18 protein-coding genes and 3 pseudogenes are annotated in these 15,222 nt (G+C 63.0%); 9 read left to right on the top strand and 12 right to left on the bottom strand.

The features are described from left to right. Positions 1-12 precede the first annotated feature (12 nt). Genes glyA through purU form a run of 3 tightly spaced genes read left to right on the top strand, consistent with a single transcriptional unit; the run spans position 13 to position 3,601 of the window. Positions 13-1,284, top strand: coding sequence for a serine hydroxymethyltransferase (glyA, locus tag MU516_RS15930; protein ID WP_260278261.1), 1,272 nt, complete (start codon positions 13-15; stop codon positions 1,282-1,284). Continuing rightward, the gene (locus tag MU516_RS15925; protein ID WP_260278260.1) at positions 1,285-2,694 is read left to right on the top strand and encodes an L-serine ammonia-lyase; all 1,410 of its coding nucleotides are present in this window, start codon (positions 1,285-1,287) and stop codon (positions 2,692-2,694) included. Positions 2,695-2,716: 22 nt separating this feature from the next. After that, positions 2,717-3,601: a formyltetrahydrofolate deformylase gene (gene purU, locus MU516_RS15920; RefSeq protein WP_260278259.1), complete on the top strand. Its 885-nt coding sequence runs from the start codon at positions 2,717-2,719 to the stop codon at positions 3,599-3,601. Between the two features lie 10 nt (positions 3,602-3,611). On the opposite strand, the gene MU516_RS15915 is transcribed toward purU, so the two are convergent. Continuing rightward, a complete protein-coding gene (locus tag MU516_RS15915) occupies positions 3,612-4,364 on the bottom strand; it encodes a sulfite exporter TauE/SafE family protein (RefSeq protein WP_425606871.1) in 753 nt (250 codons plus the stop codon). 86 nt (positions 4,365-4,450) lie between these two features. Between MU516_RS15915 and MU516_RS15910 the strand changes: the two genes are divergently transcribed. The 4 genes and pseudogenes from MU516_RS15910 (at position 4,451) to MU516_RS15895 (ending at position 6,959) form a co-directional block, all read left to right on the top strand. Further along, a complete protein-coding gene (locus tag MU516_RS15910; RefSeq protein ID WP_260278258.1) occupies positions 4,451-5,140 on the top strand; it encodes a FadR/GntR family transcriptional regulator in 690 nt (229 codons plus the stop codon). Beyond that, positions 5,022-6,033, top strand: a pseudogene (locus MU516_RS19495) (molybdopterin-dependent oxidoreductase); the annotation flags it as partial. The gene MU516_RS15910 and the pseudogene MU516_RS19495, both read left to right, overlap by 119 nt. Before the next feature lie 66 nt (positions 6,034-6,099). Then, positions 6,100-6,537 (top strand): molybdopterin-binding protein, encoded by a 438-nt coding sequence (locus MU516_RS19490; protein ID WP_425606872.1) that lies wholly within the window; start codon positions 6,100-6,102, stop codon positions 6,535-6,537. Between the two features lie 11 nt (positions 6,538-6,548). Continuing rightward, positions 6,549-6,959, top strand: a complete 411-nt coding sequence (locus MU516_RS15895; RefSeq protein ID WP_260278255.1) for a cytochrome C-552 — start codon at positions 6,549-6,551, stop codon at positions 6,957-6,959. 115 nt (positions 6,960-7,074) lie between these two features. On the opposite strand, the gene MU516_RS15890 is transcribed toward MU516_RS15895, so the two are convergent. The 4 genes and pseudogenes from MU516_RS15890 to MU516_RS15875 all read right to left on the bottom strand — a co-directional run bounded on the left by MU516_RS15890 (position 7,075) and on the right by MU516_RS15875 (position 10,036). Continuing rightward, positions 7,075-7,425, bottom strand: coding sequence for a DUF488 domain-containing protein (locus MU516_RS15890; RefSeq protein WP_260278254.1), 351 nt, complete (start codon positions 7,423-7,425; stop codon positions 7,075-7,077). Further along, positions 7,422-8,315 carry a pyridoxal kinase gene (gene pdxY / locus MU516_RS15885; protein WP_260278253.1) on the bottom strand — a complete coding sequence of 298 codons (894 nt, stop codon included), beginning with the start codon at positions 8,313-8,315 and terminating at the stop codon, positions 7,422-7,424. The genes MU516_RS15890 and pdxY overlap by 4 nt, the downstream gene beginning before the upstream one ends. Further along, a complete protein-coding gene (locus tag MU516_RS15880) occupies positions 8,312-9,001 on the bottom strand; it encodes an MOSC domain-containing protein (RefSeq protein WP_260278252.1) in 690 nt (229 codons plus the stop codon). Before MU516_RS15880 ends, pdxY begins: the two co-directional genes overlap by 4 nt. 481 nt (positions 9,002-9,482) lie before the next feature. After that, positions 9,483-10,036 (bottom strand): annotated as a pseudogene (locus tag MU516_RS15875) (hypothetical protein). 198 nt (positions 10,037-10,234) lie between these two features. Between MU516_RS15875 and MU516_RS19485 the strand changes: the two are divergent. After that, positions 10,235-10,375 carry a hypothetical protein gene (locus MU516_RS19485; RefSeq protein ID WP_425606870.1) on the top strand — a complete coding sequence of 47 codons (141 nt, stop codon included), beginning with the start codon at positions 10,235-10,237 and terminating at the stop codon, positions 10,373-10,375. Positions 10,376-10,470: 95 nt separating this feature from the next. Further along, positions 10,471-11,001 carry a DUF3489 domain-containing protein gene (locus tag MU516_RS15865; protein ID WP_260278294.1) on the top strand — a complete coding sequence of 177 codons (531 nt, stop codon included), beginning with the start codon at positions 10,471-10,473 and terminating at the stop codon, positions 10,999-11,001. Here MU516_RS15865 and MU516_RS15860 read toward each other — a convergent pair. From MU516_RS15860 to MU516_RS15830, 7 genes and pseudogenes are all read right to left on the bottom strand, one after another. After that, on the bottom strand, positions 10,980-11,648 hold the full coding sequence (locus MU516_RS15860) for a class I SAM-dependent methyltransferase (protein ID WP_260278251.1): 669 nt from the start codon (positions 11,646-11,648) through the stop codon (positions 10,980-10,982). The genes MU516_RS15865 and MU516_RS15860 overlap by 22 nt on opposite strands. 23 nt (positions 11,649-11,671) lie before the next feature. Next, positions 11,672-11,815: pseudogene (locus tag MU516_RS15855) on the bottom strand (ParB N-terminal domain-containing protein); the annotation flags it as partial. A gap of 396 nt (positions 11,816-12,211) precedes the next feature. Further along, a complete protein-coding gene (locus MU516_RS15850) occupies positions 12,212-12,913 on the bottom strand; it encodes a hypothetical protein (RefSeq protein ID WP_260278250.1) in 702 nt (233 codons plus the stop codon). Next, a complete protein-coding gene (locus MU516_RS15845) occupies positions 12,910-13,833 on the bottom strand; it encodes a helix-turn-helix domain-containing protein (RefSeq protein WP_260278249.1) in 924 nt (307 codons plus the stop codon). Before MU516_RS15845 ends, MU516_RS15850 begins: the two co-directional genes overlap by 4 nt. Beyond that, positions 13,830-14,228, bottom strand: coding sequence for a VRR-NUC domain-containing protein (locus MU516_RS15840; protein WP_101459782.1), 399 nt, complete (start codon positions 14,226-14,228; stop codon positions 13,830-13,832). Before MU516_RS15840 ends, MU516_RS15845 begins: the two co-directional genes overlap by 4 nt. Then, positions 14,225-14,485 (bottom strand): hypothetical protein, encoded by a 261-nt coding sequence (locus tag MU516_RS15835; protein WP_260278248.1) that lies wholly within the window; start codon positions 14,483-14,485, stop codon positions 14,225-14,227. Before MU516_RS15835 ends, MU516_RS15840 begins: the two co-directional genes overlap by 4 nt. Before the next feature lie 5 nt (positions 14,486-14,490). Further along, complete coding sequence (locus MU516_RS15830; protein WP_260278247.1) at positions 14,491-14,739, bottom strand: helix-turn-helix transcriptional regulator; 249 nt, start codon at positions 14,737-14,739, stop codon at positions 14,491-14,493. Positions 14,740-15,222: the final 483 nt, after the last annotated feature.

The raw sequence follows: 15,222 nt of genomic DNA, 5'->3' as shown, positions 1-15,222 counted from the left end.
GGAGGGAACCCAATGCTTGATACCAAGACGACAACCCTGTCAGACGAAGCCGTTGCCGCCGCGATTGGCCGCGAATTGGGGCGTCAGCAGGACCAGATCGAACTGATCGCATCCGAAAACATCGTCAGCCGTGATGTGCTGGTGGCACAGGGCTCGGTCCTGACCAACAAATATGCTGAAGGCTATCCCGGCAAACGCTATTATGGCGGCTGCGAATTCGTTGACGAGGTCGAGGATATCGCCCGCGACCGCCTGAAAGAACTGTTCGGCGCGGAATTCGTGAACGTCCAGCCGCATTCCGGCGCGCAGGCCAACCAGGCGGTGTTCCTGGCGCTGCTCAATCCCGGCGACAAGATAATGGGCCTGTCGCTGGCCCATGGCGGCCACCTGACCCATGGCTCGCCCGTCACCATGTCGGGCAAGTGGTTCGATGTCGTATCCTATGAGGTCGAACCCGACAGCCATCTGATCGAAATGGACAAGGTGCGTGAAAAGGCGTTGGCTGAACGGCCGAAGCTGATCGTCGCGGGTGCCTCGGCCTATCCGCGCAAGATCGACTTTGCCGCCTTCCGCGCCATCGCGGATGAGGTCGGTGCCTGGCTGATGGTGGATATGGCGCATTATGCGGGTCTGATCGCGGCGGGTCTCTATCCCGATCCGCTGCCCCATGCTCATGTCGTCACCTCGACCACCCACAAGACCCTGCGCGGTCCGCGCGGGGGGATCATCCTGACCAATGACGAAGCGCTGGCGAAAAAGCTGAATTCGGCCGTGTTTCCCGGAAATCAGGGCGGCCCGCTGATGCATGTCATCGCCGCCAAAGCCGTGGCCTTCGGCGAGGCACTGCGCCCCGAATTTCGCGACTATGCGCGGCATGTCGTCGCCAACGCCCGCGTGCTGGCCGATACGCTGATGGCCGGTGGGTTGGGGATCGTCTCGGGCGGGACCGACAGCCATATGGTGCTGGTCGATCTGCGGCCCAAGGGCGTCACCGGCAAGGCAGCCGAGATCGCGCTGGAACGTGCCGGGCTGACCTGCAACAAGAACGCCATCCCGAACGATCCCGAAAAGCCGTTCGTGACCTCGGGCATCCGGCTTGGCACTTCTGCGGGAACGACGCGCGGCTTTGGCGAGGCCGAGTTCGAACAGATCGGAAATCTGATCCTGCGGGTGATCGACGGACTTGCCGGAAATCCCGATGGCGACCGCGATGTCGAGGCGGCCGTTCGCGCCGAGGTTCAAACGTTGTGCAAGGCGCACCCGATCTATCAACCGGGCGTATGAATGTTTCTTTCTGTTTTCGACATCTTCAAGATCGGCATCGGCCCGTCATCGTCGCACACGATGGGGCCGATGGTCGCTGCCGGACGGTTTCTGGACGATCTGCGCGGTGGTGTTGAACGGATACCGGGGGCGGGTGAGTTGTACCGGCTGGGTGTAAGCCTCCACGGCTCCTTGGCCTTTACGGGCAAGGGGCATGCGACGGATCGCGCGGTGGCGCTGGGCTTTTGTGGTCTGTTGCCCGCGACGCTGGACCCTGATCGCGCCGAGACGATCGAGGCAGAACTGCGCAAAAATTGCGTTGTCCACCCCGAAGAACTTGGCGAACTGCGTTTCGACCCGTCGAAAGATCTGGTCTTTGATTATGGGCCACCGCTTGACGGGCACCCGAATGGATTGATTCTGAGTGCCTATGACAGGGACGGACATACCTGCTACCGGCAGACCTACTATTCGGTGGGGGGCGGCTTTGTCCTGACTGCTGCCGAATTGGAACGGCAGCGGTCAGCCACTGCGCCGATGCATGATGGCAGAGCTGGCCCGGACTTTCCCTATCCGTTTGAAACTGCCGCCGAAATGCTGGCGATGGGCAAGGCTTCCGGGTCCAGCGTCGTGGCCATGAAACGCGCGAACGAGGCCTTGCTGCAAGGAGACGCGCTTGACCAGAAAATCGATCATATCCTCAAGGCGATGGATGATTGCGTCGCGCGCGGACTGTCGCAGGAAGGCGTCCTGCCGGGCGGGCTGAATGTTCGGCGACGGGCGAAAAAGATCCACGATCAGCTTCTCTCCGAAAAAGGTCGCAACCTCGCCCAACCGCATCATGCTAATGACTGGATGAGCGTCTACGCGATGGCGGTGAACGAAGAAAACGCGGCCGGCGGTCGTGTTGTCACCTCGCCCACGAATGGCGCTGCCGGGGTCGTGCCCGCCGTTCTGCGCTATTACCGGGGCCATTGCGTCGGTTCGACCGAAGAAGGCTGTCGCGACCTGCTGCTGGTTGCCGCTGCAATCGGCGGCATCATCAAGCACAACGCCTCGATCTCGGGTGCCGAGGTTGGCTGTCAGGGCGAGGTGGGATCGGCATCCGCAATGGCGGCGGGCGGGCTGTGCGCGGCGCTTGGCGGCAGCAACGAGCAGGTGGAAAACGCCGCTGAGATCGCGCTTGAGCATCATCTGGGCATGACCTGCGATCCTGCGGCGGGGCTGGTGCAGGTTCCCTGTATCGAACGAAACGCGCTGGGCGCGATCAAGGCGGTTTCGGCAGCGTCTCTGGCGCTGCGCGGGGATGGGCAGCACGTCATGCCGCTGGATAACTGCATTCGGGTGATGCTTCAGACCGGCCGCGACATGGACCTGAAATACAAGGAAACCTCGACCGGCGGGATTGCCGTCAACCTGCCTGAATGCTGAGAACCGGAAAGGATTGCTGGGAATGTCTCACCTCATCATGACGGTCTCGTCCTCGGTCCGGACGGGAATCGTGGCAAGGATAGCGGACTATCTGGCTCGGCAAGGCTGCAACATCCTGGACAGTTCGCAATTCTCCGATGTCGTGAATGACCGCTTTTTCATGCGATTGATGTTTTCGGTACAATCCGAGCAGACTCCGGAGTCACTCAGCCAAGCCTTCGCGCCGATCGCTGACGAAACCGGAATGGAGTTTGCCTTTCACGATCCCGCCCGGAAGTCGAAGGTCATCATCATGGTTTCGCGCTTCGGACATTGCCTGAATGATTTGCTGTATCGCTGGCGTATCGGGGCGCTGCCGGTCGATATCGTGGGCGTGATCTCGAATCATATGGATTATCAGAAGATTGTCGTGAATCACGATATCCCGTTCCACTTCATAAAGGTCACCAAGGACAGCAAACAGCAGGCGGAAGCCGAACAGATGCGAATCGTTCGCGATACCGGCGCGGATCTGATCGTGCTGGCACGCTACATGCAGGTGCTGTCCGATCAGATGTGTCAGGAAATGTCCGGGCGGATCATCAATATCCACCACTCGTTCCTGCCCTCATTCAAAGGTGCCAATCCCTATAAACAAGCGTTTGATCGCGGTGTGAAGCTGATCGGCGCGACGTCCCATTACGTGACCGCAGATCTGGACGAGGGACCGATCATCGAGCAGGACATCATCCGCGTCACCCATGCCCAGAACGCTTCGGATTATGTAAGCTTGGGACGCGACGTCGAAAATCAGGTTCTGGCCCGTGCCATCCATGCTCATATTCACCGACGCGTCTTTCTGAACGCCGACAAGACAGTGGTGTTCCCTGCCAGCCCAGGCGAGTTCGCGTCCGAGCGGATGGGCTGAACTGCCGCTGTCAGATCATGAAAAATGCCACAGTCATGACGGCGCCGACCAGAACGATGAACACGCGCAAAAGGTCTGTTCGCACGATTCGACGGCTGAGGCGCGCACCTGCGTAGCCGCCCAATGTGGCGCTAACAGCCATCAGCAGTGCCGGTTGCCACGCAATCAGCCCTGCAGCCACGAAGGTCGCCGCCGAAATCAGCGACAGCACCGCAGACAGCAGGTTCTTCAAGCCATTCATGCCATGCATGTCGGTATGGCCGAGCAGTCCGAAGACCGCCAGCAACATTATCCCGACACCGCCATTGAAATATCCGCCATAGATTGCCACCGCAAGGATGGCCGCGCAGGATATGGCAGGGCCGGCAAGCCCGGTTCCATGCTGTCGCAACAGTTTCAGAAGGGACCGGGTGGCGGCAAACATCACGGTGGCCAGCAACAAGAGCCACGGCACGACCCCCATGAAGGTGTCGCCCGGTGTGATGATCAGCAGGATCGCCCCGAGGATGCTGCCCAACGCTGCGATGCCGATGATCGCTTTCAGGCCAAGTGCGCCTTCCGCGCGCATGTCCTCGCGGAATCCCCATGCGCTGCTGAGATAACCAGGCAGCGCCGTCAAAGTCGCCGTTGCATTGGCGCTGACTGGGGGCAGGCCAGCATAGAGAAGGGCAGGAAGGCTGAGAAATGTCCCGCCACCAGCAACGGCATTCAGCAGGCCCGCCGCAAAACCGGCAATAGAAAGAAAAAGCAGTTCAAGCAACATGTGTTGGATCCGTTCGGTGCGTGTGTCTATGTCACTTGCGCCTTTCCATATTGGTCTGCAAATTGGTCCGTGGAAGGGGGCTGCAGATGAGACGCAAAACAGCCGAACTGCGGTCAGCACTAGTCGGACTGCTGGAAGATCTGGAACCCGGAGCGCGATTGCCCGCCGAACGGGATCTGTCGCGCCAACTTGGTTGCAGTCGGCAGACACTCAGAACATGCCTGTCGGCGCTTGAGAAGGACGGTGCCATCTGGCGCCATGTCGGACAGGGCACCTTTCGCGGACCCAGGCCCCGGTATCTGCCGCTCCGTGACCTGTTATTGATCGAGGGTGCCACGCCACCCGACGTGATGCGGGCAAGGATGCTGTTGGAGCCGATGGTGGCGTCCGAAGCTGCGCGACATGCCGTTGCCAATGACATCGCCCTGTTGCGGCAGAAAGTCAGGCAGGGCCGTCAGGCCCCCGACCGCGCCGCATGCGAACAGGCGGACGACGCATTCCATCAAGCGTTGGCCAACATCTCGCGCAATCCGGTGCTTGTAGGCTTTCTCGGCTATCTGTCCGGCGTACGTCGTCGCGTTGCCTGGCAACGAGCGTGGGAAAGGACATATCGTCGCATCGGGGTGGAGGCGTTCAGAACCATCCACAGCGACCAGCATGACCGGATCGTCGATGCCGTCGAGCGTCATGATACCAGTGGCGCATCGGCGGCGATGGCGATTCATCTCGAAACGGTCAGCCTGGACATGGGTGCGACCGGCAATTCGGCCTCATGAGGTCTGTCAGGCCACCCCGTATTTGTCGAATGGCACATTCGTGTGGCATGATTCTTTCGAGGAGTCGCGAGGAAAGAGGAGGACCTCATGCCAGATCACCTGGAAGATCGGGACAGCGATATTCATTCAGTCAGTGACCGGAGAACTCTGGACTGCGGCACGGACAATCCTGACACCGGGCGCCGCGCGCTTTTGCGCGGGGGGGGCCTCGGCCTTGGGGGCGGCCTTGGGGATGACCATCCCGTTCGAACGGAATCTGCCCATGGGGCTGATCCCGGTGGCGCTGGCGCAGGATACCGGACAGGAGCATCTGGGCGACAAGGATGGGCTTTCGGTGCTGAGCGACCGGCCGCTGAACGCCGAGGTGCCGGCCTATTTGCTGGATGACGACCTCACGCCCTATGAGCATCTTTTCATCCGCATGAACGGGCTTGTCCCGCAGACCGCGCTGGACGGCGACGCGGCTGGCTGGACGGTGACGATCGACGGTGAAGTCGACACGCCGCTGGAACTGAGCATCGAGGATCTGAAATCGGGGTTCGAGAATGTCACCAGCGCGCTGGTGCTGGAATGCGGCGGCAACGGGCGGGCGTTCTTCAACCCCGGCGCCTCGGGCAACCAGTGGACCACGGGCGCCGTCGGTTGCCCGGAATGGACCGGTGCGGCTCAAGGACGTGCTGGCCAAGGCCGGGGTCAAGGACAGCGCAGTCTATACCGCGCATTACGGCAATGACGTGCATCTTTCCGGCGATTCCGAGAAGGAGGTGATTTCGCGCGGGGTGCCGATTGACAACGCGATGGCCGAGGACGGGATCATCGCATGGGACATGAACGGGCAGGACATCCCGGCGCTGCATGGGTTTCCTTTGCGGCTGGTCATTCCGGGCTATCCGGGTTCGGCCTGCCAGAAATACCTGACCAAGATCACCATTCGGGATCAGGAACATGACGGGGCCAAGATGACCGGCTATTCCTATCGTCTCCCGGCCTATCCCGTCTCGCCGGGCACAGAGGTTCCTGAACAGGATATGGTGGTGATGACCGAAATGCCGGTCAAATCGCTGGTCACCTTCCCGCGCACCGGGACCGAGGTGGCGTCGGGCACGGCCAGCGAGGTGCGCGGTCATGCCTGGGCCGGCAATGGTGACGTGGCAGCCATGCATGTCTCGATCGATTTCGGCCAGACCTGGCAGGAGGCCAAGCTTGACCCGCCGCCGAACCGATTTGCCTGGCAGCGCTGGCGTGCGGATGTGACACTGCCTCAGGCTGGCTACTATGAGGTCTGGGCGCGGGCGACCGACAAGAACGGGCTTAGCCAGCCGGTCACGACACCGGGCTGGAACCCGCGCGGTTACGGCAACAACATGGTGCATCGCATCGCCCTGATCGCGACATGAGGAGAGAGCGGATGCGTGCCCTGATTTCCGCAGCGGTCGCCGTTGCCCTGTTAGGCATCCCTGCCGCGACAATGGCGCAGAGCCGTCCCGATCCGATGCGTGCTGCGGCTTCGGCGGCAGGAACACCGTCAGCCGACGATCCGATGGCGGCGCTGCGCGCACCGGCGCAGGATCCCGAGGCGGAGATTTCCGCCAATGAAGAGCTTGGCGGACTGCCCGATGCGCGGGGTGCCGAGGATACGTTTTATCAGTGCACCGCCTGTCACTCCACCGAGATCATCAAACAACAACGGATCACCGATGCCCGTTGGGACGATCTGTGGCAGTGGATGGTCGACGAACAGGGCATGTTCGAGCCCGAACCCGAGACGAAGACCGTGATCCTCGACTATCTCAAGGCCCACTTCTCGTCCGAGCGGTAGCTGCCGCCCGGACGAGACGTAAGGTCGGGGTCAACGTGCATCGCGCGGCCTCGTATCGCGGGCCTCACGATGTTGAGCGGTGGTAGACTGGTGCCGCGGCGGCCGACCGATGATATCAGTTGCCTTCGAGATAGGCTTTCAGTGCCACAGCGTTGTTATGCGCCTCATCCTTGGCGGCGAAGACCAGCGTCACGCGCCCCTTGTCGAGCCTTTGCTTCAGCGGCGCGACGGCGTCGCCGTTCTTGTCCAGTTCCTTTGCATATCGCGTTTGGAATTCCTTCCACTTGGCCGGGTCGTGACCGAACCAGTCGCGCAGCGCGTCGCTGGGCGCGATTTCCTTCATCCAGTCGTCGAGGTGCAATTCTTCCTTCGAGACGCCGCGCGGCCACAGGCGGTCGACGAGGATGCGCTGCCCATCCGACGGCGCCGGGGCCTCATACGCGCGCTTGAGCCAGATCTGTGTCATCGCATTTGCTCCGTTCCGGATTCAGGCATCGTCTCTCGACCCGTGGCCGTGACGATGGCAAAGATGGCGGCTGCGATCGGCATTTCGGCCCAAGGCTCGCCGGATGTGCGCGCCAGTGCCGCCGCCACGCCCGCGACCGCCCGAGCCACGGCTGTGTCGAGATCGACCCCGAGGGCCAGCCGTGCCACTGTCAGGCCCGCCAGCAGATCGCCGGTGCCGGCCGGCCGGACCGGCAGCCTAGGCATCTTGATGATGCTGCGGCCGGCGTCGCTGACCGTCACCGTGCCAAGCCGGTCTGGCCAGCCCTCGACCGGCACCGATGTCGCGACCACGGCAGGCGTGCCCAGAACGGCGCGGGCGGCGGCAACGGCATCCGGGCCGTCGATGGCGACGCCGGAAAGCGCTTCCAGTTCGAACGCGTTCGGCAGGATCAGATCGGCCAGCGGCACGAGATCTTCGGCGAAAGCCCTGCGTAGCGCCGCATCGGCGAAAAAGCCCAGATCGGCGTCGCCAATCACCGGATCGCAGGCGTAAAGCAGATCCGGGTTCGCGTCCTTGGCTTGCCGCACAAACGCGGCCACCACCGAGGCAGTCCCGGCCTGGCCCATGAAGCCCGACAGAATGGCCGTTGCGCGCTGGTGGATCCCGCGCTCGGCAAGGCCCGACAGGATCTCGTCGACCAGATCCGGGTCCAGCAGGCGGCCGCGCATCGAGGGATAGTGCGGATGGTTCGACAGTAGCGCAGTCGGCACTTCGATCACTTCGACCCCGCAGGCACGCATCGGCCAGGCAGCGGCGGAATTGCCGACATGGCCCCATGCGATCTGGCTCTGAATCGAGATGACGATGGGCAAGGGTCGGCCGGGGCGCTCCTCGGGTTCTGCACTCATGCCGGCGTTTCCAGCCGGCGCGTCCAATCCTCGGTGCGCCCATTGGCCAGCCGCGCTTCGGCCATGTTCCGCCACCGTTCGGGCAGGCCGGGCAGTGCGGCGAAGGCGGTCAATGCCGTGCGGTTGTTTCGGTCCCGATAAAGAAGGGTCCAGACCCGATCGAGGCTCCATTCCGGATGCGGTCGTTCGACCAGCCGCGCCGTCTGCCCCGGCGCGATGTGCCCGGGTTTGAGAACACGGAAATACCAGCCAGTGCGCCCGGATTCCTGCACGCGACGTGCCATGTCGTGCCGCTGGAAGCGCAGGTTCAGCCGCCAACAGGGTTGGCGCGCTTGACTCACCTCCAGCAATGCCTCGCCAAGCGTCGACTGATCGCCCAGACAGATATCGGCCTCGACTGCGCCGTGGACGACAAGATTTTCCCCGAAGGCACCGGGTTGAAATTCTGCCGCAAGCTCAGGAAGATCGTTGCGCCAGGCTGGATAATGGGCGGCGGCATAGGCGTGGATGGCCTTGTCGGGGCCTCCATGATTGCGCCGGTCGCCCTGCTCATCACCATCCAGTCCACAGACTGCCGCGGCAATCGGTCCTGCGACACTGTACTTGCGGATGCCACTCGGAATGGCTTCGGCACGGAGCGGCTTCACGCGACCGACACGCACCTGAGAGACAAGAAATTCAGGCATGACGAACCCCCCTGCATTCATTGGACCATCATGAAGGTTGAGACAAGTCATGTGCCGGCATCAGAAGGTGAGGCGTTCAGAGTGATCGGGTGAGTCATAGAGTGCGCAATACGGCTTCGGCCCTGCGCTCTGCCTGAACACGTTCGCTTATACCCTGCGTCACGGCTCACGCGCTCGGCCTTAAGGCAATGAAATTGACAGATATTCTTTTACGTTTATGCCCGTCAGAGCGATCCTGATGGTGCTGAACGGAAGTAAGGCGAAGGCCCGAAACAACCGCTATGCTCCGCGCGGTGGGATCCAACTCCGTAGAAGCCGACCGTAACCTGCGGCGGCGGCAAACAGAGCCAGTCATGACGAAACTTTCCGACACCCGGAGATTAATCCTGCCCAGGTCGTGCACCCGTGTGGGCAATCTCGCCCCACCATTGCCGAAGGGACTGCGCGGGCGCGGCGGCAAATATATCGGTCGGGAGGCTGTTCAAGCTCGGGCATGGGTTTCCAGCACCCTCTGCAGCACCCCGGTGCCGATGCTCACGGATTCCCCGGTGGTTTTTTCCATCTCGGCCGACAATTCCACCGCCATGATCGCAGCGACGCGGGCGGGCCATGTCACCCAGGCATCACGTTCCTGCCGGGCGAGGCGAAAGACCAGCGTCTCGGCCCGTGCACGGTCGACCAGCACGCCCTTCTTCTTCTGGATGGCGATCTGGCGTTCCTGCGCCTGATAGACCGTCAGCGCCGTCCGGGCCTTCAGATAGGAGGAACTGTCGCTCGGACCGGAGATCGACGGGGCGGAGAGGTTCTCCGCGGGGCGCGACGTCCGTTTCGGTGCCGATATTTGTCGCGCGGTGCCGCCTTTCGACCGGTTCTGCTGATCGGGATCGGTGGTTGCCGCGCGCCGGGCATCAGACGCCGCCGCATCGATGAACCATCGGCAAACAGCACCAGCCGCCCTCTTTCGCGCGCCTTCTGGATTGCCCCGCGCGACAGCCCGACATGGGCCGCATAGGCGCGTTCGCTCATGCCCTGCATCGCGGCTCTCCCTGTTGATTATAAAGCAATGATATTACTGAGAATTATCTACACTTCAGGCCGCGCCAGAGCGATGCTGCATCAACGAAACGATGCACCCGGAGACCGGAATGACCCGCAAACCCGCCCGCAGCAATGAAGCCGCCCTGACCGCCTTCATCGCCAAGAAAGTCGAAATCGACGCCATGCTGGCCCGGGTTGCAGGCCTTCAGTGACGATCATTTCGGCGCCGATCCCGAGCGGGTGAGTTGGGCCAATGTCGGCAGCCTCGAACATCAGGCGAACCTGCTGAAGCAGATCAGCGATTTTGCCTTCGGCGAGGGCGAACACGCCGCCTGATTGGTCGGCCAGAAACGACTGTTATGCCCCGCGCAGCGGGGTCCGGTTCCGTAGAAGCCGACCGCAGCACGCGGCGGCAATGCACGGAGCCATCCATGACTAAACTCACCGACACCCAGACCCTGATCCTGACGCGCGCCAGCGCCCGGACCGGCAATCTCGCACTGCCGCTGCCCGAGGGGCTGCATGGGGCTGCAGCGAAGATGACCATCGGCCGGATGATCAAGCTTGGCTTCCTCGAAGAGGTCGATGCCAATCTTCGGCGTAACGAACCGCTCTGGCGTGAAACCGGCGACGGGCATGGCACCACGCTGATCGCCACGCCCGAAGGCCTTGCGGCCGTCGGCATCGACCCGGTCGTGGTGAAAACCATGGCGGGCTTGCGCGATGCCAAGCCCGAGGCCATCGCCGCCGCCCAGCGCCCCGGCACCAAACAGGCCCAGCTGATCGCCATGCTTCAGGCGCCGGAGGGCGCAAGTATTGCCGAGATCGCCGAAGCGACGAATTGGCAACACCATAGCATCAGGGGCGCCATTTCCGGTTCGCTGAAGAAGAAGCTGGGGCTGGATGTGACCTCCGAAAAACTCCCCGAAAGGGGCCGGGTCTATAAGCTGAGCTCGGCCTGATCTGGTGCCGCATCATCCCTCCTTCTGCAGCTGATACGCCAAGGTTCGGAGCGCATACGCTGCAACCAGGGGACCACGCCATTGCCACAGAGGCGGAGCCTGTCCACCCTGTTGGCCAGCCCATCAGCGCCTCGACGAATGGCGGGTTCAGCGTCCGGCGCTGATCTGAGATATCGCTTCCAGCCGTTGGCATCGTGGGGACTTGGCGGCCAAGCAGGCCGTTGACAGGGGTGTTCTCCAGCGTCGTTGCCCCATCCTTGTGATCCCGCGCCGTCGGCGTCATCCACATCTGGCTCGCATGGGTCAGATCGGCCGATTTGCGGTTGCCTGCGCTCGGTTTGTTGCCGTCCGCCGCCAGCGGCGTCGGCCATTGCGTGGCCGTGGTCGCGAGGTTCATCCCGTGCTTGCCCGCCGCCTGCGACGGCGTCGGTCTGGTCTGCCGGTTTTCGTTGGCGCTGGCCCGGGGCGTCGGCCAGAGGCGCAGGTTCTCGCTGCGATTGTCGCCGCTCGACCGGGTGCCGGAGCAGGCGCGCGGGGTCGGCCAGTTCGTCGCTTTTCCGGATGGCGAGGATGAACAGCCGTTCCCGGCGGTGGGGCGCGCCGACTTCCGGCGCCGTAAACAATCCTGCCGCAAGCCTGTAGCCCATGCCAATCAGTCCTTCTGCGACTTCGGGGAAGCCGCGCCGAAGCGGGCCATGCTGGCGGCGATGCGCGGCACCTGATCTGGCCCGTGCATCTTCGCGTTCCGGGCATAGGGGCGCAGGCGCTCGATCGGCCAGAACTCGATCTGGCGCGGCGCGAAGGTGAGGTCCATGGGGCAGGTTGGTCCTGTGGTTTTGGGTGGCTTTGGGGCGGGTGGCTCCCGGTGGCTTCTGCCTCGATGGATTCCGCCTGGATTCCCCGAAGTGGATTCCGAAGGTGGCTTCCTGGATTCCGCCGGAATCCAGAAGGAATCCACCCTCGCCTGGTGATCAAAGCCTTGTTTTATTGGTCGAAACGGCTCTCAAACTGGATAGGTGGATTCCATCTGGATTCCCCGGTGAAATCGCCTGACGCTGGCAAACTTCTGCGCTGCGCCCCCCCGAATGCGGACGCGGCCCAGGAGGAACCATGGCAAGGGGGTAGGGATGGAGGGTCTGACCGGAAGAGCGCCTGTTCTCCGGGCGCTCGTCTTCGATGTTTGGGTTATGAGTCAACAGGGGCACGAATGTCAAACTGTTTTGTTGCCGATCTGTTCGCGGCTCGACGGGCTCGCCCATGGCTCGCGCCTCGGCATTACCTCCGTCACCTCGATGCTCCGCAGCATGCCGCCCGCGATCAGCCCGTCACGCACCCAGCCCAGCGCCAGCCACCAATGTTCGTAGTGGCGACGTGCGGCGGCGATCTGGTCCGGATGCGGCGAGAAGGTCACCGGGCAGGCGCGGAGTTCGACCGTCCGCCACTTGCCGCGCGACAGCACACGGGTCGTGCCCACCGGGATGGTGATCGCGCGTTCGCCGTGCTGATTGCGCTTCATCTCGATTGGGACGCAGCGTGGTACAGCGCCGGGCATCCAATCCGGTGTCATGCCGGCCCGGGCCAGTTCGGCGATGCGGATCGCCATGCGCAAGCCACCGAGTGAGGTTGGCAGTCCGGCGACACAAGCCGCGATGACTTCGGCGTCCTGGTGGGTGGAACTGTCTGGCTTGTACCTTCCGCCATCGATGCGGCAGCCCAGCGCGGCGCGTTGCATCAGCACGTATTCGAGGCCGAAGCCAAAACCTTCGCCGCGTTCGGGGTCGGGCGGCCCGGGCAGTTCCAGCCGGGCCTTCTCCATGCGAAAGGCCCATTCCAGCACCTGCTGGACGCCCAGCGCGCGTTTGGTTCGGGTGCCTGTGGTGCTGCGGTTCGGGAAGCGGGAATGGATGCTCATGCCACGCCCCGTTCTCGCAGCCGCTCGGTCGTGACCAGGCCGCGTTCCAGCATGGCATTGCGCACGGTGTTCGAGATGGCATTGGAGGGCAGATAGCCATCCCCGTTCACCAGCCCGGCATAGAAATCCGCGATCTCGTCCATGCTGGCACGTGGCGCGTCGGCAGGCTTGTTGCCGCGCTTGCTCCGCTTGTCGCCGTCAGCGGGCTTCCTCGCCTCGGCGCTCCGTGCCGCCCGTTCCATGGCCCTGTCCAGTGCTCTCGGGCCGTCCGGCGGATTGGGATGCGTGCTGCGGCTGTCGCGGGCCACCGCGACGATCCGGTCCTCGGTCAGGCCGAGATCGGTAATCCAGCGACGGACATGTTCGCGGGGTGGCCATCCCTGCCACCAGCCGGGAAGCCCCGCATCGGTGTCCAAACCCAGCGCGTCGATCAGCCTTTCAAAAAACTCTTCAAATCGATCATCGCGCGCTCGCGCGCCCTCCTCCTCCTTTACTGGTTCCCTTAATGGTTCTCTTACAGGGTTAGTCTCCGAATTTCGGAGATGGAAACCGGCCAAATTCGGAGATGGCTTTGGCGATTTTTCGGAGATGGCTCCATCTCCGGAATCCGGACATGGACCGTCGCTGTCATCGCCATCTGGAAACCGATCTTCGAAGCCGAGGATGTAGCGCGTCGCCTGGCGTCGATGCGTCTGCGGATCGTTACAGCGAACCCGGTGGATCAGCCGCGCTTCTTCCAGCGCCCGGAGATGGTCGTTCAGGGATGACACCGACATCTCGCAATCGGCCGCCAGCCGCGCCTGCGTCGGAAAGCAGCCAAAATCCGGATTGTGGCGGTCGCAGAGATGCCAGAGCACGATCTTGGTGGCGGGCTTCAGCCCACGCTGCAGGATGGCCCAGTTGGTCGCATAGTGGCTCATGCGCAGGCCCTCCGTCGCGGGTTTAGCGCTTGGGCGCGCGTCGTGATGCCGTGATCGGCGAGCGCGCCCAGCGCGTCCTCGACGGAGCGGACCAGCGCCCAGCCGAACCCTTGGGCCTTCACCATGTCGCGGAACGCTCTCTGGGCCGGACTGAGGCGGCCGGACGGGCTTTTGACCTCCAGAAACAACACCTGCCCGCCAGTCAGGACGACCAGATCGGCAAAGCCCGGAAACACGCCCATGCCGGTCAGGATCGCCTGGCGCTGCCGTGCGGCCTTGCCACCCGACCCGACCTCATTGGCGGAATGGTGGATGATGGCATCGCGGGGCAGGACGATCCGCAATGTGTGGACAATGGCGCGCTGGATATCGGCCTCGGGTGTACGGCGGGTCACGAGTCACCGCCTTTCGGTTTGCGGGTCGACAGGGCGATCAGCAGCCTGGCGAGGGCCAGGGCTTCGCGGCGTTCCTGTTCCTCGGGGCTATGCGCCGCGATGGCGCGACAGGCGAGGATGATCAGGCTGTCCGGGTGATGGACGAAATCGGCGACAATGCCCCGGGCCTCAGAGAGGCGCTGGGCGGGCCAGTCCGGCGGGCAGGCAGTATCGGTCGTAGAGCTATGATCGATAGCGGCATCGGGAATCTGGGACATAGCGTTCATTTCCGCCCCCGCGCCTTGCCGGGTTTCGCGTCGGTGACCCGCGGCATCTCCTGCGACTGCAGCCAGTCCTGCACCACGCTCATCCGGTAAAAGATCTTGCGACCGGCGCGGACACAGGCCGGACCCTTCCGCCGCCGCTCCCAGCGCCCCAGCGTATCGACCGTGAGGCCAAGCTCCTGCGCCAGATCGTAGCGGCTGATCCAGCCGCGCAGCAGGCGCGGTTCAACCTTCGGTTCCGCACTCATGGGTTGTGTCATGCTCTTGCCTCCATCTTGCATCGCCCGGACCGGGCCGCTGACGGGGAGAAGAACAATCACATAAAAAGGCCCGGCAGGGAGGCGGAAGGTGGCGTAACCTCCCGGAGGTTATGCCACCCCATGTTTTGCTGGGTTTGGCGATGCGCATGCACTGCGAGACAGGCTGTCAAGAGGCAAAATCCGGCGACCGGCAGAACCGGTTCTGCCGGTCGCCGGTGTCAGATTCAGCCTTTGTTGGGGCTGGAACATGTCAAGAACAAAGAGTCGGTTGTCCCCAGTGAAATCGTCTGGACAAGTCTCGTTCTGGTGGTGAAGAAGTCGGCCAATCACGCCGGATGCGGTCGAGCGACGCGAGCCTTTGCAAGGCCCGTGATCGGGAAAGCTGTGTCTGCGCGCGAGAGGATTGAGGCAAGGCGCTTTGGGATCGGAAGAAGGGCAGCCCAGCGCCTACGAGCAGGGAGACGAAAGAAG

It is taken from the genome of Paracoccus maritimus (assembly GCF_025195095.1).
Lineage (GTDB): Bacteria > Pseudomonadota > Alphaproteobacteria > Rhodobacterales > Rhodobacteraceae > Paracoccus > Paracoccus maritimus.
This window is presented reverse-complemented; position numbering and strand designations above follow the sequence as displayed.

Excerpts from the sequence above, each read along its gene's own strand:
- MU516_RS15895 (WP_260278255.1), top strand. The coding sequence starts at position 6,549 with ATGCGTGCCCTGATTTCCGCAGCGGTCGCCGTTGCCCTGTTAGGCATC.
- MU516_RS15850 (WP_260278250.1), bottom strand. The coding sequence starts at position 12,913 with ATGAGCATCCATTCCCGCTTCCCGAACCGCAGCACCACAGGCACCCGA.
- glyA (WP_260278261.1), top strand. The coding sequence starts at position 13 with ATGCTTGATACCAAGACGACAACCCTGTCAGACGAAGCCGTTGCCGCC.
- purU (WP_260278259.1), top strand. The coding sequence starts at position 2,717 with ATGTCTCACCTCATCATGACGGTCTCGTCCTCGGTCCGGACGGGAATC.
- MU516_RS15925 (WP_260278260.1), top strand. The coding sequence starts at position 1,285 with ATGTTTCTTTCTGTTTTCGACATCTTCAAGATCGGCATCGGCCCGTCA.
- MU516_RS15860 (WP_260278251.1), bottom strand. The coding sequence starts at position 11,648 with ATGGGCTACAGGCTTGCGGCAGGATTGTTTACGGCGCCGGAAGTCGGC.
- pdxY (WP_260278253.1), bottom strand. The coding sequence starts at position 8,315 with ATGAGTGCAGAACCCGAGGAGCGCCCCGGCCGACCCTTGCCCATCGTC.
- MU516_RS15890 (WP_260278254.1), bottom strand. The coding sequence starts at position 7,425 with ATGACACAGATCTGGCTCAAGCGCGCGTATGAGGCCCCGGCGCCGTCG.
- MU516_RS15910 (WP_260278258.1), top strand. The coding sequence starts at position 4,451 with ATGAGACGCAAAACAGCCGAACTGCGGTCAGCACTAGTCGGACTGCTG.
- MU516_RS15835 (WP_260278248.1), bottom strand. The coding sequence starts at position 14,485 with ATGTCCCAGATTCCCGATGCCGCTATCGATCATAGCTCTACGACCGAT.
- MU516_RS15865 (WP_260278294.1), top strand. The coding sequence starts at position 10,471 with ATGACTAAACTCACCGACACCCAGACCCTGATCCTGACGCGCGCCAGC.
- MU516_RS15915 (WP_425606871.1), bottom strand. The coding sequence starts at position 4,364 with ATGTTGCTTGAACTGCTTTTTCTTTCTATTGCCGGTTTTGCGGCGGGC.
- MU516_RS19490 (WP_425606872.1), top strand. The coding sequence starts at position 6,100 with ATGACCGGCTATTCCTATCGTCTCCCGGCCTATCCCGTCTCGCCGGGC.
- MU516_RS15845 (WP_260278249.1), bottom strand. The coding sequence starts at position 13,833 with ATGAGCCACTATGCGACCAACTGGGCCATCCTGCAGCGTGGGCTGAAG.
- MU516_RS15830 (WP_260278247.1), bottom strand. The coding sequence starts at position 14,739 with ATGAGTGCGGAACCGAAGGTTGAACCGCGCCTGCTGCGCGGCTGGATC.
- MU516_RS15880 (WP_260278252.1), bottom strand. The coding sequence starts at position 9,001 with ATGCCTGAATTTCTTGTCTCTCAGGTGCGTGTCGGTCGCGTGAAGCCG.